This window comes from Streptoverticillium olivoreticuli subsp. olivoreticuli, assembly GCF_003391135.1.
Taxonomy (GTDB): Bacteria; Actinomycetota; Actinomycetes; order Streptomycetales; family Streptomycetaceae; genus Streptomyces; species Streptomyces blastmyceticus.
Window position 1 is genome coordinate 8702525 of record NZ_CP031455.1, and the last position, 24936, is coordinate 8727460.

The 24936-nt window shown below is 64.1% G+C and carries 14 protein-coding genes and 2 pseudogenes; all 16 read right to left on the reverse strand.

What is annotated here, in order from left to right; translation table 11 throughout:
* Positions 1 to 8: 8 nt before the first annotated feature.
* Complete coding sequence (locus DXZ73_RS37315) at positions 9 to 1706, reverse strand: hypothetical protein (RefSeq protein WP_116209071.1); 1698 nt, start codon at positions 1704 to 1706, stop codon at positions 9 to 11.
* The gene (locus tag DXZ73_RS37320; RefSeq protein WP_162889907.1) at positions 1703 to 4012 is read right to left on the reverse strand and encodes a hypothetical protein; all 2310 of its coding nucleotides are present in this window, start codon (positions 4010 to 4012) and stop codon (positions 1703 to 1705) included. The genes DXZ73_RS37315 and DXZ73_RS37320 overlap by 4 nt, the downstream gene beginning before the upstream one ends.
* Positions 4013 to 4110: 98 nt before the next feature.
* Positions 4111 to 4626 (reverse strand): annotated as a pseudogene (locus DXZ73_RS39915) (transposase); the annotation flags it as partial.
* Between the two features lie 72 nt (positions 4627 to 4698).
* Positions 4699 to 4941 (reverse strand): annotated as a pseudogene (locus tag DXZ73_RS40340) (DDE-type integrase/transposase/recombinase); the annotation flags it as partial.
* A 185-nt stretch (positions 4942 to 5126) separates the two neighbouring features.
* Positions 5127 to 5303 carry a helix-turn-helix domain-containing protein gene (locus tag DXZ73_RS40345; protein WP_162889906.1) on the reverse strand — a complete coding sequence of 59 codons (177 nt, stop codon included), beginning with the start codon at positions 5301 to 5303 and terminating at the stop codon, positions 5127 to 5129.
* A 265-nt stretch (positions 5304 to 5568) separates the two neighbouring features.
* Positions 5569 to 7164, reverse strand: a complete 1596-nt coding sequence (locus tag DXZ73_RS38615; RefSeq protein ID WP_162889905.1) for a hypothetical protein — start codon at positions 7162 to 7164, stop codon at positions 5569 to 5571.
* 43 nt (positions 7165 to 7207) lie between these two features.
* On the reverse strand, positions 7208 to 10744 hold the full coding sequence (locus DXZ73_RS37335) for a hypothetical protein (protein ID WP_116209064.1): 3537 nt from the start codon (positions 10742 to 10744) through the stop codon (positions 7208 to 7210).
* 17 nt (positions 10745 to 10761) lie between these two features.
* Positions 10762 to 13287: a cellulose binding domain-containing protein gene (locus DXZ73_RS37340; protein ID WP_116209063.1), complete on the reverse strand. Its 2526-nt coding sequence runs from the start codon at positions 13285 to 13287 to the stop codon at positions 10762 to 10764.
* A gap of 32 nt (positions 13288 to 13319) precedes the next feature.
* Positions 13320 to 16016: a DUF6603 domain-containing protein gene (locus DXZ73_RS37345; protein ID WP_162889904.1), complete on the reverse strand. Its 2697-nt coding sequence runs from the start codon at positions 16014 to 16016 to the stop codon at positions 13320 to 13322.
* 82 nt (positions 16017 to 16098) lie between these two features.
* Positions 16099 to 16575, reverse strand: coding sequence for a transposase family protein (locus DXZ73_RS40760; RefSeq protein ID WP_116215331.1), 477 nt, complete (start codon positions 16573 to 16575; stop codon positions 16099 to 16101).
* 251 nt (positions 16576 to 16826) lie between these two features.
* Entirely contained in the window at positions 16827 to 18761 is a 1935-nt protein-coding gene (locus DXZ73_RS37355; RefSeq protein ID WP_162889903.1) for a M91 family zinc metallopeptidase, read from the reverse strand.
* 309 nt (positions 18762 to 19070) lie between these two features.
* Positions 19071 to 20849: a hypothetical protein gene (locus DXZ73_RS37360; RefSeq protein WP_116209058.1), complete on the reverse strand. Its 1779-nt coding sequence runs from the start codon at positions 20847 to 20849 to the stop codon at positions 19071 to 19073.
* 204 nt (positions 20850 to 21053) lie between these two features.
* Complete coding sequence (locus DXZ73_RS37365; protein WP_162889902.1) at positions 21054 to 21515, reverse strand: hypothetical protein; 462 nt, start codon at positions 21513 to 21515, stop codon at positions 21054 to 21056.
* Positions 21516 to 21595: 80 nt separating this feature from the next.
* Positions 21596 to 22354: a transposase family protein gene (locus tag DXZ73_RS37370; RefSeq protein WP_425315896.1), complete on the reverse strand. Its 759-nt coding sequence runs from the start codon at positions 22352 to 22354 to the stop codon at positions 21596 to 21598.
* 339 nt (positions 22355 to 22693) lie between these two features.
* Positions 22694 to 23818, reverse strand: coding sequence for a hypothetical protein (locus tag DXZ73_RS37375; protein ID WP_116209052.1), 1125 nt, complete (start codon positions 23816 to 23818; stop codon positions 22694 to 22696).
* A complete protein-coding gene (locus DXZ73_RS37380) occupies positions 23815 to 24882 on the reverse strand; it encodes a hypothetical protein (protein ID WP_116209051.1) in 1068 nt (355 codons plus the stop codon). Before DXZ73_RS37380 ends, DXZ73_RS37375 begins: the two co-directional genes overlap by 4 nt.
* Positions 24883 to 24936: the final 54 nt, after the last annotated feature.

The window sequence follows — 24936 nt, forward strand, 5'->3', positions numbered from 1 at the left end:
CCACTGTGTCATTGCTTTGTCGCGACCAGGCTGCAGGACGTCCAGGGGGAATTGAAACCCAGCACGAGATTCGAAGTGTCCTGCACACTGGTGTAGATTAATTTCGCCTCCTTGATCTCTGGCAGGATTTCCTCCGGGAACTCAGCCGGCAGTGACGCCCCGAAATATCGGACGAGCCGGGCCACCGGCAGCGGCGTGACGTTCTTCCAGCCAAGCTCGACCTCTACGTTCTTCTGGCTGAACGCAGAACTTCCAGTGAAGAGCAGGGGGAAGACATCGGGGGAGGAGAAGTCATCGATCAGCAGTCCGGCGTTCAGCCCCGTCCCTTGGGCAGTCTTCTCCGCAACGACGCCGAGTTCCAGGAACAGGTCCTGGAATTTCAGTGAGGCGTCACACATGGCGGTGAAGTCGCCAGAGGTGAAGGAGTAGATGACGCTCACCGCGTCGAGAGTGATCTGCGCGGGGACCGGGATGCCCATCCATTCGAGCACGGCAGGCACATCCACATCACTTACCGTGCCCTGGAATTCCCAACCGTCGGCCTTCACGAGCGTCACCGCGCAGCGCGCCCCGGCGATCTCCGCCCGCGCGCCTGCGGTAACCGTCAGGCCTGCGCCCTGGTCTGACGTCTCGACCGTGAGTCCGTCCAAACTCGTCTTCCCGGTGCTCAGCGATCCATCCCAACGGCACCCGAGCGTCCAGGACTTGCGGAGCAGATTCGCCTCGCCGTAGATACTGATGCCCGGCTTCTCGAGTGACAACCCGGTGCCGTTCCACTGCTGCTGTGCCGCCGCCGGCAAGGCCCCGGACATCGAGGCGTCCGGCAAATAGCCCACGAAGGACAGGTCCATCTGGGGCAAGGCCACCGAGACGTTCACCTCCGTTCCCGCAAGCGCGACGGTCGCGCTGAGGCCCGCCGACACCGCCGGGGGCGCCGGTGCAGGGGGAAACGCGACGGTGAAGCCGATCGCCACGTGCCTCAGCGCCAGTACGGAGACGTCTTTCGAGATCTCCCAGTCGGGCGTCAGCACCTGGATCTGCACGGATTCGAGACGGGAGCCGCGTGGGTCGACGACGAACCGCAGCGCCCCCAGACGCAGACCCGTCATGGGGATCTCTGAGGGGACAGTGAACGCACAGCTCTTCAGCTGGGGCAGCTTGATCAGCTCGTCCAGGGAGGAAAGCGGTGCCGTCTGGTCCGGCGGTGAGACGAGCACCAGCCTCTGCTCATCCTCCTCCTGGGACAGCAGCAGCACGAACGATGTGCCCCCGGAGACGGTGAGGGGCAGTTCGACACACGAGGTGTATGCACCGCCCAGAGGGGCGGTGATGACCGCCGTCGGCGTCGGCGGCGTGGCGCTGCCTTGCGGATACAGCGCTTTGCGCACCGCCGCCAGATCGTAGCTCCGCTCAGTGTCGCCGTAAGTCCAGCCGGGGCGGGGCAGGCGCAGCGTCAGCGAGGTGACAGGGTCCCCGGTGAAGAGAAAGTGAGCTTGGACGGGATCCTGCCCGGGAAGAGCGACGGTGCCCCGCACAGCCAATGTCTGGTCTCGGGGGGAGATCTCGACCTCGGTTGCCGTCACCGTGTCCGCGCCACTGAGGCAGTCCCACAGCTCCGCGAAGGAGGTGCCGAGCTCGTCGGCGGGAAGGCTGAGCACCTTGTCGGTGATGTGGTCCAGGATCTGCTGTCGCGTGGGCCCGGTCATGAGCTTCCTCCGTCATCTTCAGGGGGAGGGATCGTCAGCGTGGTTTCCGGTAGTTGCAGGATCACGGTGGCCAATGGCTGCGCTTTTGGGTCGACGGAGGCTACGGCTGTCCACCGGGCGGGAGTTCCGGGCTCGGTAGGCCGGTCGCTTGTGGCGGCCACCGGCAGCAGCAGCGGTGAGCCGACTGGTGCCTGCCACGGCCAGGCGCGTGCCGCGTCCCGGTCTGGTCGGCCGGAGACCACCGTCAGCGCCGCAGGTGCGGTGAACAGCCGCGGGCCCGTGGGCACCGCGCACAGGGCGGCGGCCGTCTGCGCCGCCGCCGCGTCGGTGTCCGAGGTCAGCACCAGGCGCAGACCCCCGGCGGACACCAGCACCATGGCACTGCCGCCCGCCGAATCGGTGCTGCTCGCCGACAGATTGGCGCCGAGTACCTGGAGAGCGGCGGGGCCCAGCGTAGCGAAGGGGCGGTCGGGGCAGCTGTACGCGGCGGGGAAGGGGCGTGCGTTGTGGGCCGTGAGCCACTGGGAGATGCTGTTGCCGGTCAGCGGCAGGGGTGCCTTGTCCCGTCCGGGCGCCCCCGCGTAGTGGACGGCTCCGATCTCGAGATCCCTGGTGACGGCGGGCAGCAGGTTGTAGCGCCGGGGCACGTCGCCGGTGAGCAGTACCAGGTCCAGTACGGGACGGTTTGTTGAACCCCTGGGCAGCCGGGCGAGCACCTTGGCCAACTTCTCTGCGTGCACCGCGGCATCGGCAGCCCCTACGCATCCGCCGTCGATCAGGGCCGTACGGGCACGTCCGCCGTCGGTCCCATGCACCTGCAGTAGGTGATAGTCGGCCTCGTCCGTGTCGGGGAGAAACAGCTCCAGCGAGACGGGCTGGGGTGTGGCTCTTCTGGAGGTACCAGCGGCCCCTTCCATACCTGCGGTTTCACAGTCGCTAGTTGACAGTTCCGGGCTTCTGGCCCGCATATCCATGATCCCGGTCGCCTGCGAGGACGCCCCCGTGGCCAATGATGGCGCAACTGATCGAACTGCCGAACCATCAGGTTGCGGTGCCCCTCCAGAGGAGCTGCCCCCGACGGACTTCGCGTCCCTGACCTCGGCCTGGTTCCGGACCGCCAAATCATCTGGCTCCCCGGCAACCACCTTCAATACCACGGGAAGGGCGGGAGCATCGGGCTCCAGATAGCGCGCCAGCTGCTCTGTGAGCGGTGCGCTCAGGGTCTTGCCGGTAGGGTCGGCATCGAGCGAGACCTTGACCAGGCCCCATATGTTCTTCTGGTAGCGGAGCGCTCCCTTTTCCTGCTCGGTCGCGCGGGATGCTTCGCAGTAGACGTTGTACTGGACTTCTCCGGCGAGGATGTTCCGTTTCTCGGTGTTTTTGAGATCGGAGCCACTGAGGCCCAACTCGACGGCCGTGATCGTGTCCGTCACCATCCGCGCGAGGGTCTCCGTGTACGCCTCGTCGACGTCCGTGCTCTCGGCTTGCAATCCGCAGCCGCGGCGGGATTGTGCATGGGTGAGTTCATGGGCCAGCAGATGCCGGCGTGCCTTGGGGTGCCGGTCGGCCTTCAGGGCGAGGTGGTACGTGATGGATTCCGGTGGTGCGTCTTCTTTGATTTCCTTGAAGACTGCCACACTCCGGGCCCGGCTCACAGCGGGGTTGTGCGATGTCTCGCCCGAACTGGGGTGCACGACGACTCCGGATTCCCGAAGCCTCTTCAGCAGCGTCTCACCTTCCGGCTGCTTGCCTAGCTGGCCGAACTCGCTTGACGGGAGGACACTGTCCCAGTTCAGCTCCGCAGACAGGACGGAATCGATTCTGAGCACCCGGTCGATTCCATCCTCCGCCAGGAAGTGGACGCGGTCCGCGATGCCTGGGAGCACCTCGGGCGCGGTCACCTTCAGTACCGCCGAGACCGCGAGTAAGACGCAGCGGAACCCCTCCGTCAGGAGATCCGCGTCCTCACTGCCGCCCGGCTTCCTGTAAGACGCAACCGCCGTGGCCACTGTCTCCCAGTACCACTCCGGCCGCGCCGACCCTACCCAGATCTCCTCGTGACCTTCCTCGGGTGCGTACCAGTAATTCTTCTGACACCACAGGATATTCGCGGGAAGTTTTACTTCGTTTTTCCCTTCATTGTCCTTCGATAGTGTATAGATCCGCCGCCCCTTAAAGTCCTTCGCGGACGTCCGCACATATCGCTCGTCGTTGGGGCGGGCCAGCTTTTCGCCCTTTTCGCGGCCGAGCCCCGGGACGCTGGCTATATCACTGAGGGTGAGCTGTCCCGGCTCTGGATTACCCATAACTGCTCCTGGGGAGTTATCGAGTTGCACGCATGGTCGGCGCCTTTGCGGATGAATGCCATTCAGGCGGACGCCTTACTGATTCCCAATGTTGGTTGTCAACCCTGGTTGGTGGCCCACTGTGAGCAGTTCAGCCCAGGGGGCGGAGTGGTTTCGAAAGTGTGGCCGTCGCGTATGAGGGCCCACAGGACGTTCAGGCGCCGTCGTGCGATGGCAATGACGGCTTGCTTATGGCTCTTCTTCTCGGCTCGTTTGCGGTCGTGGAAGGCTTTGGATGTGGGACAGCACCGGGCGGCGACCTGGGCGGAGATGTAGAAGACCTGCATCAGGCGGCGGCAGTAGTGCCGGGGCCTGCGCATGTTGCCGCTGATGCGCCCGGAGTCCTTGGGGACCGGGTGCCAGGCCGGCGACACCGCCAGGCGGTCGGGGCTGCCGAAGATACTCATGTCGCGGCCGGTGTGGGCGATGAACTCGGCGCCCAGGACCGGGCCGAGGCCAGGCATGCTCAGGATGGCCTCGGCGTGCGGGTGGTCGCGAAACCGGCCCTCGATCAGGGCGTCGGTCTCGGCGATCTCCTCATCGAGGGCCATCACCTCCTTCGCCAGCCTGGCCACCCCAGGACAGCGATGAGAAAGGTTCGCGGTGACGCCGTTCTCCCGGTAGGCGCGCTCGAACAGCACCTCGGCGGTGCGGGGTCTGGCGAACCGGCCGGTGAACTGTTTGCCGTTGTCGGTGAGGATCTCGGTTGGCACCCCGTAGGTACGCATCGCGCGCACGAACCCGTCGGCGACTGCCCGGCCGGACGGCACGGCCAGGACGGTGGTGATGACGACGAACCGGGAGTGATCACTGATCCCGGTGAGCATCTTGCACTCGCGGCCGTCGGCCAGGAAGATCCCGCCGGCCAGGTCCAGCTGCCACAGGTGCATCGGTGTCTCGCGCTGCCAACGTTTGCACTTGCGGTTCTGCTGCTTCTGGTGCCGGATGAGCCCGTTGCGTTCAAGATCGCGGTGCACCGTCGCCTGCGACGGCGCCGTGGCAGGGCTCGTCCGCGCGATCCTATAAGGCTATTCGCCGGGCACCCCAGCGCCTCGACCTCAGCCGGAAGCCGGTATCAGGCTCGTTCGCGGAAGCCAGGACTTTCTCCCGCAGCCCTTGAAACCCTCGGCTCGTACTTCGACGTCCACGTGCAGACCGCCTGGCGTGACACGCCGCACGAGATGGCCACCTCGCTGACCGGTGAGCCGCCGCGCAACTCAAGCACCGCCCGGTACCGCTGTTCAACCAGCAATACCGGGCCATGCTGCCCGGATGCGTCTCCCTCTTCTATAGCCGTTCATGATCCAGGATCAGCTGCGACGCCGTCAAGAATGTCCCGAGCCACCTTCAAGCCTCTCCCGGGACTCTTCTGCCAACTATCTCTTTGAGGCCCCACACGACACTGCAGGAACGGCATCTTGGCTGACATCCACACTACGCGGAATCCCGATGCTTTACAGCAGCTTCCCTAAGCCGCATGACATGCCTGTCGAGACTCTATCTTCTCGGCATTGTTTTTAAAATCCGCCCGAGCCGAGCGGAATCCAATAGGCGGATATACTTGAGAGTCGTTCCAGTGTGGTAATCTTGAATTCGTGATCCCTTTTTACAGGCAGGGTGCATGTGTCGTAGTAGTTCCAGTTGCTGGCAACCACATAGCCGGAAACCGACACCTCACCCGTAGTTATGGTCACGCCTCCAACTACTCCGCTTTTATAGTTAGCCTGAAATGTGACAATAACGAGACCGTCCGATGGGGCCGTAAAAGTTCCTCCTCCCCCGGATAGAGGCAGCTTCTGCCAACCCCCAAATATGTTGGACCTGGAGTCCACGTAGAGCTTTTTCATGCCCTTGAAGGACACGTCTCCGTTTGTCGTGAGTGACCCGCTTACGGTCAGGCTATTTGCTGCTGTCATGCTCCCGGTGGTGCTGAGGTTCTTGGTGATGCTTGCGTTGCCGTTGACCGTGAGGCCCGTTGCTGTAATGCTTCCCGTGTCGATTCCATTTGTGGTGAATGTGGCGTCTGCTTTGAAGCCTCCACCGGCAACATGGCTGATCGAATTGTAGTCCTTGTCGGTGCCCAGGTATAGCCTTTGTTTGGACCAAAGGTATCCTACTGCTGTAATGTTGGATTTACTCTCGATGTATCCCGCTGCTGTAATGTTGGATTTACTCTCGATGTATCCCGCTGCTGTAATGCTGGATTTACCTTCAATGACCCCTGTTGCCGTGACATTACTGCACTCAACATTTCCTGCTGTAAGTTTTTGTGTGATTTGCGCTGTTCCTATCGTTGCGGATTCGATGATAGGGTTGGTGACTCCTATGGTCGTGGTGAGATAGGCGGTGCGTTGGTGCGTGTCTTTCTGGTATGTGGCGTGGAGGGTAAAGGTGGTGTCGCGCTCAACGCCTCCCTCCACGACGTAGAAGCGGGTAGCGCTAGGGAGTGTCACCTCGCCTTTGAAGATGGCAGGGCTGTGTAGGGTGTAGTCGGTGTCGGGTCCGTCCCATTTGAGGGTGAATTTATCGCCTTTTCCGACTTGAGTGACTATTGTGTCGCCACTTTGGTCTCCTTTGACGATGCGGAGGTTGGCGAGGGGGACGAGGTCGGGCCGGGCCGGATATTTATCGAGTCTGTGGTATTCCGTCTCCCATGCGTAGTCAGTGTCACCTGGATTCCTTATATGGGTGCGGACTGCGATGGTGGCGGTGCCGACTTCACTGTTGACGCTGAAACCATCCAGGTGTAGGCGCAGTCCGTTCTCGGTAAAGGAATTGCTATCCGAAGATTTGAATATGATCTTTTTGTTTGCGCCGGGGAAGACGTATTCTTCCCCGGTGGGGATGCCTTCCAGGACACCGTCTTCAACCTCGCTGAAGCTCCAGGCTCTGGGACGGTCGTTGGCTGACGCCTGTATTTTTTCGCTGGTTTTAATGAGATCTTGAGCCAGAGTGCCTGCCGGGAGTATCACGATGATCTGGTCGCAGTAAACTTCGCGCTGTCCGCCGTTGGAGATGATGATGTCCAGCGCGGCGGGCTGGCTGATAGCGAGTGGGACGGGGTCGGTGAGGACTGCTGTGGTCAGGGCTTTACGGGGGGGTGCAGTAGTCATTTGGGCTCTCCGTATTCAGAGTGGCGCGGGGGCGCAGAGGTGGTCATGGGGTGTTGCCGGGTTCGCCGGGTGAGGCAGGGGTGAGTTTAAGGAGCCCGTTGCGTACAGCGGGCGGGGTGTCGCTGGCCCGGGGCTGTGTGTCGGCGGGTACCAGAGGCAGAGTGACGGCTGTGCCGTCAGGGGAGTGTTCGGTCCAGTTCCAGGTGCCGACGCGTAGTGATGGGCGCGGGGCTGCCAGGACGGTGTCCGGTGCCTGGCCGTGTCCGTTGTCAGTGGTGCGGGTGACTGTGAGGAGGGGACCGGCGCGGAAGAACACCTCAAGGGTGTTGAGCGGGTGCTGAGTGAAGCGGGCGGGCAGGCTCAGGCTGGCTGTGGGGACGATGCCGGTGGTTGCGTGGGCTTGTGCGGACGGGTCGAGGAGCAAGGTGAGGTAGAGAGCCTCAGGGTCGGCCAAGTTTCTGGTATGGGGATGGTGGTGGGCTTTGAGACGGGGGTAGTTGCTGGGGGTGATGGCTTTGAGGAATGCACTGTCGTCTTCTGTGGGGTGGACGGTGAAAATGGGGCCGTGTGTGTCGTGCTGGTATGCCAGCAGGCCGTCGCCGAGCCGGTCGTACTCGCCGAGCTGTACTGGCCATTCGTAGTTGGGGAATTCGGGTGCTGGGCGGTCAAGTACGTGCTGCCAGGTGGGGTCGGTGATGGGGCGCGAGTCGAGTTCGAGGGACAGTCGGCTGCGGACGAGGGCCAGTGGCCGCCCTGCGAGAACAGCGGGTGTGGTGTCGGCATGGGCGGTACCGGGGTGGATGCTGTTGAGTGTGTTGTCGATGGAGCGGAGTACCGCAGCGAGTGCAGCTGTGCCCCCGGTGCGGATGGGGTTGAGGAAACGGTGCAGGTGGGGCATCTGCTCTGACAGGCTTTCGAAGGTTCCGGCGGGAGACCCGGGCAGTGGGTACCAGGTCACGTCGGTGGTACCGGCCGTGTTGGTGACGGGGCGGAGTTCTCCTAGCGCTCTGCCGTCGGGTGTGTAGCAGGCGAGGGCTTGGTCGATATGGTTGGGTTGCAGCCATCCGCAGACTGGGTTGGCCCGGGGGTCGTGGTCTACCCGGATGCCGTCGTTGGTTGTGTCGACGAGGTCGAAGCACAGGCGTGCGCCTTGGACGAGGCGGGGCCGCAGATGCACTCCGCGTTTGTCGAGTCCAGTCACCTCGTCCTTGCTGGGGGTGGTGTCGGATGTTCTCTCCGGCGCCCACTGTTTTTCCTGGTTCTGTTCGATGATGACGTGGGCGCGCCCGAAGCGGTCGACGATCTTGAGCTCGGTGAACTCGAACTGCCCGGCTCGGATCTGCTGGAAGGGCGAAGAAGGATAGTTTTTGAACGGCTGGGGAAGCGGGCCGGGGTCGGGTGCGCTGCGCCAGCCTGGTCCGACGAGGTCGCGCAGTTCGCCGTCTGGTTGTACGTTTCGGGACTGGTCGTGGCAGGCGAGCTGGGCGGTGAAGCCCCCCAGGGACTGGGCGAGCAGGTCCCATTCCCTGGTGGAGTCGGCGAATTTTTCCAGGCGGTCGCGGACGTTGCTGTCGGGGTGGTGTTTGGCGTGCTGGCGGATGCGGGCTGCCATGTTGAACGCGGTGTGGGCGCTGAGCATGGAGCGGCCGTTGAGTGTGATGTGGATCTGGGGCTTTTCATCGCCTTCCTGTGATTTCCACTCGTAGCGTTTGCCGTTGAAGGCCCAGTTCGGTTTGCCGTTGCTCGCTGTGTGGGGGATCGGGTAATACCGCACCTGCCATTCCAGATACAGCGGCTGCCAGGGCTGGGTCCAGGGGCACAGGACGAAAGCCGGCGGAGGGATGGCCCCGTCGGGCAGTTCCGCCTTGTCCGTGTTGCCTGTCGTGTACCAGGCTGATTCGTGTGCTAATGCGCGTACGGGTGCGGGGACGTTGGCGAGCAGGCCGTCGATGGTGGCTTTGTGCTCGTCGCCTGGTCTCGGTGGGGCAATTGCTTCGACGGGGCGGCATGGCACGGTGGTGGCGGTGTCCATCGGTTCGTGCATGCCGGCGCCGCAGATGAGAACGACAGGGTCTTGCGGGGTATGGAACGGGGCCGCCGGGGCACGCCTGAGAAGCAGCCCTCCGGGAGCGGGGGGGTCGTTGGTGACAAGGGTCAGGCCAAGGCCGATCAGCCGTTCGACACGCTCCTGGACACGGAAGGCCAGGCTGTCTGCGCGGGCACTGCGAGCTTGGCCGTTGACAGAAACAGGCTCGCCGATCCTCTCGATCTCCTCGCGGACGCGCTGGGCGAGACTGCCGTCGGCCTTCGGATCGATTTTGCGGGCAAACACGCCGTAGTCCAGGTCACGGGGTAGGACGGGCAGACTGTGCAGCCACCAGGCATCGTAGAGCTGGCGGCGCAGGTCATGGAGTTCCCTCACCGCTGTGTCATAGGCGGCCTGGGCATCGTTTAGTTCAGCCAGGGCAGTACGCTGCTTTTCGTTGACCGCTGGGATGCTGTCGGCGGCCTTGGCAGCGTCAGTGATCTGCCACAGGAATCCGCCGGGCGCGTGAGTGAACCATTGCTTCTGTATCTGCTGCTCCAAGTCCAGCATGCCGTCAGGCTGGGAGATTTTGTCGAGCATCCCGTACTGGAGGGCTTCCAGCAGAGCGGATGAGGAGGCCAGTACGGAATCGGGTGAACTGTTGGACTCGACCATCGCGACCAGCGCATCCAGTGAACTGTTGCCCACGGCGACGCGAGTTTCCAGGGAGGTGCTTCCGGGCAGCTTGTCGGGGTGCCAGTCCACCAGACAGGTCATGCCCGCGTAATAGGAACGCTGGGCTGTGCCCTGGCCAGGCCGGACCTGCTCCCAGTGGAAGTCAGTGAGTATCCGGCTGAGGCCCTCCGCACTGTTAGCCGCGGCGAGCGGGTCGCAGCCAGGGGCCGAGTACCAGCCGACGACCAGGTAGCTGAATTTTTCGTCAGTATGCCTGTGGTCGTCGAGTGGGTCATGGAAGGAGAAGACGTTCTCGTTATAGGGCTGGTACTGGCTGAAGGCCGGGATGCCAGGTCCGTGCGCGGTCAGGAACGTACCGGGCTCGGGTTTCCATGCTTCGGCAGGCGGATCGGGCTCGGCCCAGGGCTGGTCGGTGGTTTCCACCTCGCGGCCGATACAGGTGATCCGGCGGACCCCGTCGCGGTCGGTGTACAGGAAAGGGGAGGTTCCGGTGATGCGGTCGAGATGGTCGCTTTCAACGACCCACATCTTGATATCGCTGCAGCGGCGGACGATCAGCCAGCGATTGGGGACCACGGGGAAGGAAGTGGTGTCCTTGTCCGCGTCGTGGGTGCCGCGGCGCAGTGCGTCGGGGATCTCCCATTGCAGGTACACGCCTTGGCGGCTGACGTCGGAGCTCATGCCGAGATCGAGGTCGCCGAAGGGGTCAGGTTCAGGGTTCAGGTGCAGGTTAAGGCGGTGGAAGTTGAGCTGCCAGCGCTGGAAGTTCCAGTGTGTCTGGACAGCTTCGTTGACGATCAGGGCTGAGAGCTTGACAGGGACGACAAGGCCGTCCTGGAGTGTGCTGGGCTGGTCCATGGCGAGTCCTCCAGTGGTCAGGGGCGTTGCAGGGTGATTTTTTCCGATGATTTGATCATCTGGAGGGCGAACTCGGAGGGCGTGAGGGAGTTGCTCCCGCCGGGCCTGAGTGCTCGGGCGATGGATTCCGCGAGGTCTGCAGCGCGGAGGGTTTCGATGCCGTCGGCAGACCGGCGGAGGAAGTCCTTCACCTCCATGGGTGCGAGCGTTGTTTCCTGGTCGCCAGCGTTGTCGGGGCTGACACTGCGTAATTCGATGGTGTTCTCAGTGGTGACGCCGAAGTGCAGTCCCTGGTGGGGCTCGGCCAGTTCGATGGTTTGAGGGACGCCGTCGAAAAGGACCAGGAGTGTGTCCTGGTCCAGGCGTTCATAGCGCAATGCCTTCAGCTGGTTGCTGTCCTGGTCGGTGGCTGTGACGGTCAGAGCGGGCCAGCCGCGTACCAGGGCGGAGCGGATGAGGATCCCGGCGGCGGGCGCCGAGGGCTCCTGAGGGGAGACCAGTTCGGAGAGGATTTTGTCAACCGGACCTTGTTCGCTGCGGTTTCTTCCGATGCTCAGGGCGCCGTCCCGCAGCACTCGCTGCCACGTCTCGTCGATGTGGAAGAAGCGCAGGCTTTCGTCCGGAAGCATGGTCGGGTCGGGGACGAGATGGGCGAACGGCACCGGCGTCAGCAGGGCCAGGCTGTTCAGCCACGGCAGGATGTGCGCGGCGGGCTGACCGAGCGTGGTCTTGGGGTCATGTGCTTCTTCGGCCAGGATGCTGTGGTGGTCCAGGACCGGCGGGGATTGACGCAGGGCTCCGCTGCTGGGCGGCGGGTGCTCGGAACCGGCACCAGGGGTGGGGGTGAAAAGCTGGCACAGTTCACCCTCGAGCCCCTCCTGGAGGAGGCTGTCCAGCATCGCGAGAGGGTCAGGTGTCCCGCCGGTGGACGGACTTTCGGCCCTGGTGGTGAGCCTGCTGCGGGCCAGGATGCCTGCAGCAGTGCCATTGACCTTGAAGCTAGCGGGGAAGGGCTCCATGTCGCCTTGGATCATTACGCTCACCCAACGGTTTTCACCCGCTGGGATCGGCGGCCAGTCCTTCGAAACCGTGCCGGTGACGTGGTTCCCATTCTGTTCAACCAAGATGTGCGTGCCATTACGAGCTGTCTGCCCCGGTGACAGGTCGAATTCCAGCGTCGTCACCTTCAAAGGGCTGGCAGTGTGGTTGTGGATGGCGAGTTTGACGGTGCCGCCGTCGTACCACCGCTCGTGAATGGTCGGCTCTACGAAGACCGTATATGCCGGTTTTACAGGTCTCATCAGGACTGGATACCTGGCGTGTTGGGCCATGAGCGCGAGGCGTTCGGCGGCAGTACGGCGGAACGCTGCCAGCTGGGTGGTGAAGTGCGGATCGGCCAGGGCCAGAGCGCGGCCGAGGCTGAAGGCGTTGGCGTAGCTGACGTCGAACACCCCGCTGTCCTTGACATAGATGAGGGCTTGCGAGGGGTGGGTGCACACCTTCGGCACAGGAGCGCTGACTGACGGGACGGGGATCAGCGGCCCGCGGTACCAGGCGAAGGTGCATGGCCCGGGGGCAGTGTGGTGGGCAAGCGGTAAGTAGCCATCACGCAGCCGTGCAACGGAGGGAGTGTCGTCCTCGGCGGGCAGGGGGCGGCGCAGTACCCCTGTGCGTCCGTCTTTATCCGGCTCGGGATGAGCGAGGTGTTCTGCCAGGGGGCCGAAGCCTCCGGTTTCGTCGGGGTGGGAGGTGAAGGCCCACGAAGCCAGGGAGAACATGCGCACCGGCCGGTCGGGGGTGGTTCCCAGGACGGTGTGGTGGCCTTCGAGGGATACCAGGTGTGCGGTGTAGGTGCCTGGGCTTTTGGCAGGGAAACGGTTGGCGATGATCACCGAGTACGGTTCCTCGCCTGGGGAAGGAGGAGAGTCCTGGGCAGGAGTGTCGTCGCGAGTGGCATCGGTGCCGCCGGAGCGGACGTGGGCCAGCAGGTTCAGATCCGCACGGGCGGGCAGCAGGGCTGCCGCCAGGGCGGGGGACAGGTCCACAGTGGTGCACGCCCCGGCTTCCTCCTGCGCGGTGAATTCAGCCTTCTCCAGGGCAGGGAGGCGAACGCTGGGATCGTCGGCAAGGGCCTCACGGACGGTCCAGGTCCGGGGCACGACCTTATCAGCGGGGGTCAGCACGAGTAACGCGAGCCACGCGGGCCCGTCGGTATCGGTGCTTCCCGGGGCCAGAGAGCGCTCCCATGGGAGCAGGGCGCGACTGAGGGCGATGTGCGGCAGGACTGAGTGGAAGGCCCCGTTCATCCCCGGTGGGGGATAGAGGGCGTGGACGCAACTGGCGTCCAGGTGGAACTGAGGGGCGCGGACCACGAAGTCATGTGTGGTTGGTTGGAGGTATTCGGTGCCGTCGACAAAGGTATTGAGATTGTCGATCTCCTGGGTAACGGTGAGGGTGTAGGTGCCGGCCCCTACTGCGGGTCGGAGGTCGTCGGTGAATTTCACCGTCTGCGAGGTCGGGCCGGGGGCGGGAGTACGGGGCATGAGGTCACCTCGGGGACATGCGAAAGAAGGGATCAGGAGGTTGCAACGAGGGGCTCATCGGCGAACAGGCGACCGGCCTGGTCAGCGAAGGGCGTCAGATCACCGTTCGAGTCCGGACCGAGGGGCATTCCCCATGCCCTCAGCCGCTCGAACAGGTCGGTACGGCTCCGGACAATATCTGCATCCATCACCTTGCTGCTGATCAGCTTGACCACACCATCCTTCCGTTCGGAGGAAAGAACTGCGGAACGGTCGTCGGCAGTACCCAGCGGGTTTATCCCATGGGTAAGTGCCGTGCTTGCCAGCTTGGCAGCCTTCACACACAGGGAGGTGCCGGGGACAGGCCCGGGCGCGGTGATACGGACGCCGGTGATCTGCCCGGCAACCAGCTGCTTGTCGGCAGACAGTACGTATGCCGTGTCGTCGGTGTACTGCCCCCACAGAGCACTTGGCACCAGGGCACGCTGGGCGCTGACGGTCCACTCGTGGCCGCGAGGGTCAAATGGGGTTCGTTCGCCGTTGTCGCCGTGTTTCACGAGAGCGATGCAGTGCCGCGATATGAGGCCCTGCCCGGCGTCGTGCATCGGCCGGATGTTCACCCGGGCCGGCTTGGGGTCCTGGAGCTCCTCTGCCAGGGGCTTTCCCCCGATGACCAGCTCGGAGGCCGGGACTGCGGTACGGGTCTCCAAGGTGAATCCGTGGCTGGAGAAGACCCAGAAGCCTGGCGCAGGGGCGGATGAACCAGCCGGGGTAGGAGGAGGAGGCATGAGGCCGTTAACCGGGAGGATCTGCAGGATCTGCTCCCGCTTGGGGAGGAGCGTGGTGAACTCTTCCCAGTCCAGTTTCGGGTCGGGTGCGGTGGCGGGTTCGCCGAAGCTGATGGTGATACCGATGCCGAGGACGTGGACGGTGACTTTGCCGCCGGTGGGTGGTCCCCATAGGTGCATGTCGGCGCCGACTTCGACGGTCCAGGTGCCGAAGATGTGGGTGTTGAGGGAGGCGCCGAGGGAGATGCCGGCGGTGAAGTCGAAGTGGAAGGGCTTCCACTGGATGAGGGCGTCGATGTGGGCGGTGAGCCAGGCGCGTACGTTTCCGGAGTGGTAGCGGATGTCCAGGCTGCTGCCGACCATGAATGCGGAGGGGGTCAGCGCGAGGTAGGAGCCGCCTTTGATGCTGACGGTGTCGCTGACGTCCCAGTTGATGCCGAGGCGGGGTGGGTTGGGGTAGTGGGAAGGGGGTTTGAACTGGGGGTGGTAGCCGCCGAGGCTGAGGACGAAGTCGCCGGGGTGTTCGCTGCCGTCGAACCAGCAGTGAAGGGCGAATCCGCCGGTGAGGTGGCAGGCGGGGTCGAGGAGGAATGACCGGGGGGTGAGCAGCGCGTCGACGGCCAGCATCGCTTTTTTGGTGCTGTAGACCGCTTCCAGTTCGAGTTCGATGTTGGCGTACTTGGGGGTTGTGACTCCGGATTCTTCGGGCGGGAAGGAAGCGTCAGCCAGGCCGAGGAGGCTGATGGTGAAACCGGAACCGAACTCTGCTGTGAGGAGCGCGCGGGCGTTGATGAGTTCGAAAAGTTTGAACGTCAGGCCTGCAGCGATCCAGATCTCGCCGTCGGCTGGTGTGACCCAGGCGTTGGTGCCGGTGGTGAGGCTGCCGAGTGTGGTGAGCAGTTCCTTCTTCTGGTCTTTGGCGCTTGTGGCGGCGGGGGTGGGGCCGCTGGAGGGCTTGCTGGAGAGGCCGGTGAGCAGGGGGAAACCGGATACTTCTTCCAGGGTGGGGATACGCAGGCTGCTGTTGTAGCCGAAGCCGCCCATCAGCCCGGTGACGATGAATGGCGGGGGTCCGCCGATCTCGGCGCCGACCTCGCCGAACAGGAACAGTGACGGGCGGCCTCCGGGCTTGTGAAGGTAGGCGCCGACAGCGCCGAAAGAGTACTTCGATGCCTTGACCATGAGCAGTCCGGAGATGTCCAGGTCGTAGCCTTCGGGCGGTATGCCCTTGAGGAATGCTCCGGCGATCTCCAGGGAAGGCGTGGAGTAGTCGATGCTCAGGCCGGACAGCCTTCCGTCGATATCAAGATCGCCCTTGAAAAGCTTGTCCAGCCGTACGCCGAGGCCGAGGCCGTCGACGCCGATGGCCAGTGGCCCGGCCTTCATGGTCGCGTCCGTCAGGACGGAAAGCTCCTGGTCGTGGTACCCGACACCGATCCGGCGCACTGTCAGCGGACCGAGTGTCTTGTTGACGTTCAGCCATGCTGCAGCCGGCGCCGCAGGAATGGGATCAGGGGCAGTCGGGGCACTGCGCCGGATCTGTGCCCTCATCGGAGGAGAGGGTATGTCAGCCTGGTCTTTGCTGCGGCCGGAGTCACCGAGGCGCAAACGGAAGGTGTGTGCCAGCTGGGGCGACACCGTGCAGGTCGTCTCGAGGGTAACCCCTTTGCCTACCTTGCCTGGCAGTAGTGGGGACGGCCGGTCTGGTCCGAGCGATTCCAGTAGCTGGTTGACCGCCTCGGCTTTCTCTGGTGGCAGGTCCTTGGAAGAGGCGATGAACCGCAGTCCAGAGAACTTGACATCTTCCGTCTCTGGGATCTCGTCACCGACGAGAGGAAGCTGGCGGAGTCCGAACTGGGCGCTGTGCTCGACCATGAGTACGTAGGTGTGGCCAGCGGGTTTCTTGGCGTCCTTGTCGTCGGTAGCGGTAAGCGGTGCGACGGGACGAGATGTCGGGTCCATGGAAATTCCTCGATCGGGGGAGAAGGAGTGATGTGGGGTTCCCTCTCGGGAGTGGGGCGCCGGAAGTCTTTTCACGTGTAGATCAGAGGGCGGGGATTGCTGCGGCGAATGACGTGAGCCTGTTCGGGCTGGTGCGGGCGCGGCGGAAGATCCCCCACTGCTTGATCCGGGAGATGGTCTGTTCGACGGATACCCGCAGGGCGGCGTGGACTTTGTTCGGCTTCTTCTGTTTGCCGGGCAGTTCGGTGTTCAGCCGGCGCTTGATCGGGGTGATGACGGTGCCGCTGGTGCCGGTGTAGTCCTTGTCGGCGAGAACCTCGAGGTCCGGCTGTGCGCAGGCCTCGACGATGCAGCGCTCACGGGCGGCCCGGACGTTGTGGGTGTATCCGAACAGGGCAGACGAGAGCCACAGAAACTTCGTTCGTCCGCTGTGATGACCTGCAGGTTCACGCCCTTGCAGCGGACCTTGCCGGAGAAACGGCCCTCGGCCTGGACCCGGTCGGTCTCTGTGACGGTGCCGTCTAACAGGACGTATCCGTCCGCGTGGTGACTGGCGAATGCTTCCATCAACAACGGCGCGAACGCGGCGAGCTGCTCGATCGTGTCATTCACGTAACGCCAGGCGGTGGCCATGTCCGATCGACACCCGGCGGCGAGTTGCCAGGCTGCAAGCCCCCGGCGAACGGGCCTTGCCCGGCTGAAGTCCTGACACATGCTCCGCCGGGCCCGGATGCTCCACCAACTGCATCAGCCGCATCGTCGCCACGATCTACACCGTCCTGACCAGCGACGGTTGAGGATGAAAGAGGTTCACTCGTCATCAACGAACCCGTGCAGGCTCCGGTCCCAGCCGGGCTGCGGCTGGGCAAGGCGCGCGGTGCACCAGGTGTTGGCGACTTCCCAGGGGACGATGATCTCGTCGCCTTCCTCTCCTTCAGCTGCGGCCATCGCGAGAATGATGCTCCGGGTACCCAGGGCATCCATGAGTCGTTGCTGCCCGGGGATCCCATAGTGCCGCTTGAGGGATTCGGCCTTCTGCGCTCCGGTCTTTTCACCGAGCGTAAAGAAGCTATCTGGTACGTAATGGAGCTCGAGCTTGGGAGCATCTTGACCGAGATGGATCTCCAGCAGCTGACAGGTCTTTGTCTCGGCCGGATCATCGGCGACCATATATCCGATACTGACGGCCCGTGTGCTGCCGATGTACATGGCTGCCCAGTCCTTGTTACCCTGTGAACTGTTATCGCTGCTTGAGTGGATCCTCTCCAGCATGCTGTCGGTTACGGCCTTCCGTCCGCCGAGAAAGCCGATCCGCCCAGGGAGGAGTGAGCTCACTGTGATCTCAGGGACTGTCATGCCCTGCCCTGGCCGTGGATTCGGTTCGGTGTCCGTGGAGACCATGGAATTCCCGACATCCTGCAGAGTCCCACGAGCTTCGTTCAGCAATGCGGCTGGAAGGGCCTCCTGTGGCACACAGTGGCCCATGGATTCCTCGTGACTTGTGCAGAGCACCTGCCGGACCACACCTGGTCCGACGGGGGCAGGGTTCTGGAGATCTGCGATATAGCGCTCGATTTCCGCCGCCGTCGTGGCATCCCCTGCCTCCTTCAATCCTTCCGCTAGTTGCGCGAGGTGATGTGCGTGTAGCGCCTGGTCAGGTACTGCGGATCTCGGCACTGTTGCGAACACGAGGCGGAGCCAGCCGGTCAGAGTGTCGTACGCGACTCTGGTCCTCAGATTCAACTCGCTGGCGATGCGGACCTCCGTGATACCACGGATGCGCAGGCGGGCATCTTTGATGGCATAGGCCAGGGAGACGGCGGCATCGATCTCGGCCGCATGCCTACCGGCCGCACGCCGGGCCGCCGCGGCAACATTGCCCAGCGCTACTTCGTCTGAGGCCAATTCACGGCGGGAGGGTTTGAGTACGATCTTCCCGTTCTTCTTCTCTGCTCCGTCGATCCATGCAAGTGCGACCTGATTGCCGTGTGTTCTGTACTCCTCATACGTGATCCCGTAGAGAAGTTCAATGCTGCCGTCCGGAGATTCGGCTACCGGTACGGGTTGTTCCTGCTTCCATGCCTGCTTGCGGAAATAAGCACGGTGGCTCTCATACTGGGCGATCGCGTTCTCCAGCTTCTTCCGCATCTCGGGAGTGACTTTTGCGTTCCTTAAAAATTTTTCGCGGTCTTGCTCGGTGCCCTTGGCCAAGCGCTTGACTATCCCGATGGGGGTCTTGGGATCCTTGACTGTGAGCGCGTGTGTTGCGTAGTCGTCTTCCTCTCCGGGTAAAGCTTTCATGTCTCCCAGACGTTGCTTGCCAGCTTCCTCCTCCAGAGTTCCCGAGAGAGCATGCGCAGCATGTATGAGCTCGTGCGCGAGGGTTAGTTCAGGGGGCAGTGCCACATCGTCGAAGAGCGTGAATTTCCTCGGATCCACGATGACCATGGAGAAAGCGCCCCTGCCGTCGCTTCTCGCGTCCTCGTCCCACGAGTGCTGCCCGGCCTTGCCCGTGGTGGACTGGACAATGAGAACATTCGTTGGCACGGATCTGCCGCGGCTGTCCCGCGCGTCCGGGCTTCTGGTGTTCATTCCGTGCATGGGGTGCGGGGGCCCGAATCCCCCGTCATCATCCGGAATCGGTCGTGCCTGGCCGAAGAACTCGAGCAGGCTTCTGCCCGACCGGCTCTGCTCGATCCGCCCCAGCAGGTCGTTGATTTCCTCGAGGAACTGCGCTTCGGGCAACGGCGGCCGGGCCGGTGAGCGTTTGCTCGGAGCATTCAATGGATGGCCCCACCGTTGCTCTGCAGTAACCGCGATACCAGGTCTTAGCTCTCGGGCGCTGATGGTCTCGCCGCCTGCCCAGGCGATGCTGACGGACCGGCCCCTTGGGCGCGGTGGACGTGCTCGTTCCACAAGGCGTTGTGCGCGGTTTGCGATGAGTTCGAAGAAGGACGCGGGGCGTTCAGCGGGCATGACGCGGATCCGTTTCGCTAGGTACCCGTGCGGTGACGGACAGGCGGGTAAAGGGCGGTGAATGGGGCAGGGAAAGGTTCAGAGCGCGGCAACCGCGGCCCGTGTGTGGCCGGTGCGGGTAAGCAGGCTGAGCATGCGACCACCGTTGCCTGGTGCGGTCCGCAGGGCGAGCTCGTTGATGTGCGCGTCGGGAAGATCGCCGACCATTACGCCGAAGGGCGAGAAGATTTCGGAGAGTGCCACGCCTCGCTCTCCGGTCCACGAGGCACTGAAGTGAGGATCTGCAGTACCGGTGGCGAGCTCTGCCAGGAAGTACGCCTGCTCAGGAGCGGCGTCCTTGGCCGGCAGATCGACGGACAGCGCCGCGGACACTTCAGTGTCCAGCGCAGCGCCGACGGCTTTGCCCTTGGTCAGGGACGCGTCCATGGAAGCGTCGACCTGCAGCGTACTGCTGAGCGGCAGGCTGCCGGTGACTCCGATGTCGAAGCGGGGACCGCTGGTGTCAAAGGACAGGAGCAGGTTCTCAACGATGAGATCCCGCACTGCGGCTGGGAGTCCGCTGCCATGGGTCTTGCGCAACCAGGCGTCCAGTGCCGTGAGGCTGATGTCACGTGCTCGGCCACTGACATGCCAGCCCTGTGCGTTGCCTCCGGCGTCCAGCCAGGCTTGGGACGAGCCGATCTCCAGCGTGCCGAGCAGGCCCGCTGTTGGGACCTGGCCACGTCCCCCGCTCAAAGTGAGAATGAGCCCGCGCAACGTGATGGGGTCGACGATGGTCCAGTCCGCCTTCAGTCCACACATGAGGACGTAGGTGCGCTGTCTGATATCGCAGCGCGCGTAGACGAAGTCCGGTGGCTCAAGGCCCTCTCCCAGGCCCGTTCCCGAGAGGTGGCGGGCAAGGAACTGATGATCGGGCACAGTCCCGAGTGTGGCCGTGAGGACCAGGTCCGGCACGCTGATCGTGGCCGCCATGTCGATGCCCATAGCGGTGAGGCGAGCCGTCAGTTCCGTACGGATCGCCCGACGGGCACTGTCGGCTCCTGGCTGGGTGCTCTTCTGGGGCGGTGGGCCGATGTGGAATTCGGCATGCAGGTCACGCAGCGTCAGATGGCCCGGGACAATGGGCCATCCGCTGGCTATGCCGACATCGACCCAGGCGCTGGTCACAGTGTGTGTTTTCGGCTGGTAGACCAACTGCAGCCCGTGGAGGGTGAGCGTGACAGCAGTGTGGGGCACTTGAGGCGGCAGGGCGAGATCGGTTGCCGTGAGATCTCGTGGAAGGCCTGGTGTTTGAGCGAGGGCTGCCAGGTCTGTCAGCGGCAGGCCTTCGCCGAACGCCCCGTTGATGATGTAGTCGCCCTCAGGCTCGCGCTGTGAAACCAGCGCAGTGAACCGCTGATCGGTCCCCGATGAACCGGCTCGCGAGAACGATACGGCCGCTTCGGCCAGGCTCACCGTCTTCCCGGACTTATCGGGCAGTAGGGACAGCACGAGATGCGGGGCAGTGAATCCGAGAAGCCGCAGGCCGCTCAGATCCACGTGCAGGAAGTCCGCGGCTACAGTCCATTGCGGAAGATCGACCGTGATGACGAGACCGGTAACGACGTCGTTTTCGGGGTCCCGGGCGAACTCCACCACCGCGGAGAGCTCCGAGGAGCTGACAGCGGGCAAGGAGAGAGTCCCCTGGAGTGTCAGGCTTTCAGAGTCGAATACTGGCTTGGCCAGCCGTAGTTCACCGCCGAGGAACCGGGCGAAGAATCGATCCTGAGTTTCGATGGCCAGCTGTTCCGCCGACAGGGTAAACGGGTCTTGTCCTTGAGAAGCGAGCCTGCGTAAAGCAGCTACTGAAAGTGTCATATCTCTCTCCGCTACTGGACGTCTCTCATCCTGTTCACCTTAAAGGAGTATCTCCGCGCTCCCGATCGCCATGGTCGCTGCGATCGCGGCATCGACCGGTATGTCGGTTTTCTTGCTGATCCGGAATTTGAAATCAGTGAGCCTGAGCGGTGACTCGCTCCGGTTCGGCCTCGGATCCGGTATGTGCAGGTCGGATTCGAGAGATTATTCGGCGGAGAACTCCTTGCTTCTGAACCCGTACTCCGCACGGAGATCGCGAAGGTGAACGCTTCCGTCTTCGAGATGCAGAGGTCCGATTTCTGTCACCTCGCGATAGCGGAGACTTTCCGGGTTGTGAGCGGTGAGCCGAAGGATGGGGTCGGGGAAGGTCGCCGAGGCGGTGAGCTCGATGTCCGCGGAGATCTTGCCGTGTGCGGTCAGGCCGCCGTGCAGCCGGTGGTCACTGCCGGCGTGAGGAGCCAGGACGAACCACAGTTGGACATCCTCGAGTGTCAGCAGGTCAGGTATGAGGGGCCAATGTCCTGTGGCCGTCACTTCCAGTTCTGGACTGGCCAGCGTCATGGACGGCAGGTCGAAGCACACCGACAGTCCGTTGATCGAAACCTGACCGATGAGTTCTGCCAGCTCTTGTGGGATGGCAGTGGAAAGATCGTGTCTGGCAGACATGAACGGAAGCTGGGACATGTCCTTGAGGCCGTTGAGAGCGGGGGTCTCGGCGAAACGTCCCGACCGTCAGTGAACTTCTTTCATCCTGAGCTCTCGCGGGTCAGCAGGGTGTGGACGGCCTGAATGATGCGGTTGGTTGAGCACCGGGCCCGGCGTAGGACACGCCAGGTCTTGAGCCGGGCGGAGGCGCGTTCGCCGGGAGTCCGGAGGCGGGCATGGGCGCGGTTGAACCTCCTGTAGTGCTTGGGGAGTTCGCGGTGGCCGTAGTGCGGGGTACGGACGGTGGCGCCGGCGCCCTGGTACGCGCGGTCGGCCAGCACCAGGATCTGCCGGGTGAGGCAGGCCTGGACGATGCCGTGGGCCCGGGCGGCGGTCAGGTCGTGGATCTGTCCCGGCAGCGCGCGGGAGAACCACAGCGGGGTTCCGTCCGGGCGGGCGACGACCTGCACGTTCATGCCATGCCGCTTGTGCTTCTGGGTGTCGTACGGTTCGTCCGCGGCGACGCGATCGGTGGGGATGAGGGTGCCGTCAATGATGACGAAGTCTCCTTCACCCAGGCCGACGAGGGCCTCGCGCAGGCCCGGGGCCCGGGCGGCCGGGGCCTCCAGTGTCTTGTCGACATACCTCCAGGCCGTAGCCTCCGAGGCATCGAAACCGCCTGCGACCTGGGCGAACGTCTCGTTCTTCCGTAGATGTGCCAGCACCAGCAGGGCCTGCTTGAAGCAGCCCAACCGCCTCCATCTGGTGACGAGTTCCTGTCGGCGAGCATGGATGGGCAAGGAGACATGCTCAACGAGCTCGTACGGAACGTCGAGTGTGGAAGGATACGGGACCAACAGAGCCCCTTGGCGCCGGTGTCGAGTGAGATCAACACCCCAACGACAAGGGGCTCTGCCATTTCACCAACCATCGCCTCTGACCTGCCCGTTTCACCCCCGTGGGACAGGATGAAAGAGGTTCACTGAAGCAACCCAGCTTTTTCCACGGAGACTTCAGCTCACGTCGACGGGCTTGGGTCGGCCAGGAGGCATGCTCGACGAGCTCGTAAGGGGCGTCGAGCATGGCAGGGTACGGAACCAACAGGGCCCCCGGAAGGCGAGGCAGCCGGGTAACGGTTTTCGTGCCGTCTACGGTTCCACGGCCCGGTGCAGGGCTACGCCGGGCCGCGCACTTCGATTTCACGTGGGGAACACGTGATTTCCCCACGTGATGGTGACCTTCGCGGCGCCGGTGTTGGTCACGTCGGCGGAGACGAGGGTGGCCTTGCCCGCGTCGAAGTAGCTGTCGCCGCCGTGGCCGCCGGTACCGCCGCCTCCGCCGGCTCCGCCGCCTCCGCCGCCGCCGCCTCCGCCTCCGGCGTACCAGCCCCACAGCCCTTGCCCGGAGCCGGCTCCTCCGCCTCCTCCGCCGCCCTGGCCCGTTGCGCCGCTGCGGCCGCCACTCGCGGTCCCGGAGCCGCTGCCGTTCGCTCCGCCGCGGCCGCCTTGCCCGCCGTCGCCGCCGCTACCGCCCGTGCCGCCCCATCCCCCGCGGTTGGAACCGTCGTCGGTGACGGGCGAGCCCTGCGAGCCACCGCTTTGTCCGGAGCCGTCGCCGCCACCGCTTCCGCCTTGGCTGCCGCCGCCACCGCCGGATCCGGCCGTGGACAACGTCCCTCCTCCGCCTCCTCCTCCGCCACCGCCGCCGTTGTAGGCCCCCGAGCCGTAGCCGTTGCCGCCGCTGCCTCCCCAGTCGCCCGAGCTTCCGTCGGTCGCGTTCCTGCCCGCGGTGCCCGCGAACGTTCCGCCGACGGCGTCGGCGAGTCCGGCATCGCCCCCGGAGCCTCCCTGTCCTCCGCTGCCACCGGTGCCGCCGGATCCGCCGCCGCCCCCGGTCGTCGAGCCGCCGCCGCCGCTGTCCCCGGCGGCTCCGTCGCTGCCACGGCCGCCCGGCGAACCGGCGTCCCCGCCGCTGCCCGCGCCCGCGATCAGCGTGTCGCCGTGGAAGACCTGTGCCGAGGCCGCCCTTGCTCCGTAGCGGGCGACGCGGACGCCGATGACGTCCCCGGGAGTGACGTAGAGCAGGGTCTGGATGTCGGCGCCCTTGCCCCCGCTCACCCCGTAGGCATCATTGCCCCCGGCGCCCTGGAGATGCAGCGAGAGGATGGTGACGTGGTCGGGGACGGTGAACGTTCGCTTTTCGTCCGTGCCCTCATAGAAGAAGTCCTGGCTGCGGCCCGCCGGGTTGCGGATCTTCAGGTGGCCGTCAGTCTTGACGTTTCCCGTGGCCTTGAGGCGTCCGCCGATGGTAATTTTGCCGGTCATGTCAGCTTCCCTCGCAGTGGTGTGCCCTTGGGGTCGAGGAACTGCGCGTCGGTCGTGATGTCCCCGGTCGCTTCGACGGCGCCGGCGACGTTCATGTCCTTGCTGACGGTGAGGTCCTTCTGCGCGACCACGTCATCGCCCACGGTGAGCGTGCCCTTTCCGCCGCACACGGTTCCGAAGAAGTGGCTCTCCTTTTCGACTCTGAGGGCTCCGTCGATGGTGAGGAGCTTGCTTCCGCGCCAGTTCTCCTCGCCGTTTGCGGTGATCTTGTCGACCGTCAGATGCGGGAAGCTGGGCTCTTCGACGGCGATGGTGGTGGTGAGGTAGGAGTCTTTTTGGTGTCCTACGCTCTGGGCTGTTGCGCAGAGGGTGAAGGTGGTGTCTCGTTCCACGCCTTTTTCGATGGTGTGGTCTCGTACGGTGTCGGCCAGGTCGGTTTTTCCGTTTGGCAGGGTGGGGCTGTAGAGGGTGTAGGCCGTGTTGGGGCCGTCCCATTTGAGGGTGAATTTTTGGTTGCGTTCGGTCTGGGTGATGACGGTTTCGCTGCTGGCGCCTCCTTGGACGATGCGGAGGTTGGTGAGGGGGACGAGGTCGGGGCGGGCGGGATATTTGTCGAGGTAGTGGTGGGAGTATTCCCATGTCCAGGTGTCGTTGGTGCCGGGATGGCGGACGTGGGTGCGGACTTCGAGGCGGGCGGTGCCGACTTCTTCGTTGGTGTGGAAGTTGTCGAGGCGGAGACGGAGTCCGGCTCTGGTGAAGGCGTGGGTGGTGTTGTCGGTGTCCGGGGTAGCTTTGTAGAAGGTGTGTTCCTCGTCTGGGGGCTGGCCTTCGATGACGCCGGGCTGGATCTGGGTGAAAGTCCAGGTTCTGGTGGTGTCGTGGGCGGTGGTGTTGGGCCGTTCGCCGGGGGCGAGGAGGTCCTGGGCGAGGTGGCCGGCGGGGAGGACGATGATGATCTGGTCGCAGTGGACGGGGTGTTGACCGCCGTTGGAGATGATGATGTCCAGTGCGGCGGGCTGGCCGACCGCGAGGGGGACGGGCTGGGTCAGGACGGCTGTGGTCAAGGACTGATTTTGGATAGCAGTAGTCATGAATCTCTCCGATATGTGGCAGGGCCT

Excerpts from the sequence above, each read along its gene's own strand:
- DXZ73_RS37315 (WP_116209071.1), bottom strand. The coding sequence starts at position 1,706 with ATGACCGGGCCCACGCGACAGCAGATCCTGGACCACATCACCGACAAG.
- DXZ73_RS37320 (WP_162889907.1), bottom strand. The coding sequence starts at position 4,012 with ATGGGTAATCCAGAGCCGGGACAGCTCACCCTCAGTGATATAGCCAGC.
- DXZ73_RS38615 (WP_162889905.1), bottom strand. The coding sequence starts at position 7,164 with ATGACTACTGCACCCCCCCGTAAAGCCCTGACCACAGCAGTCCTCACC.
- DXZ73_RS37335 (WP_116209064.1), bottom strand. The coding sequence starts at position 10,744 with ATGGACCAGCCCAGCACACTCCAGGACGGCCTTGTCGTCCCTGTCAAG.
- DXZ73_RS37340 (WP_116209063.1), bottom strand. The coding sequence starts at position 13,287 with ATGCCCCGTACTCCCGCCCCCGGCCCGACCTCGCAGACGGTGAAATTC.
- DXZ73_RS37345 (WP_162889904.1), bottom strand. The coding sequence starts at position 16,016 with ATGGACCCGACATCTCGTCCCGTCGCACCGCTTACCGCTACCGACGAC.
- DXZ73_RS37360 (WP_116209058.1), bottom strand. The coding sequence starts at position 20,849 with ATGACACTTTCAGTAGCTGCTTTACGCAGGCTCGCTTCTCAAGGACAA.
- DXZ73_RS37365 (WP_162889902.1), bottom strand. The coding sequence starts at position 21,515 with ATGTCTGCCAGACACGATCTTTCCACTGCCATCCCACAAGAGCTGGCA.
- DXZ73_RS37375 (WP_116209052.1), bottom strand. The coding sequence starts at position 23,818 with ATGACCGGCAAAATTACCATCGGCGGACGCCTCAAGGCCACGGGAAAC.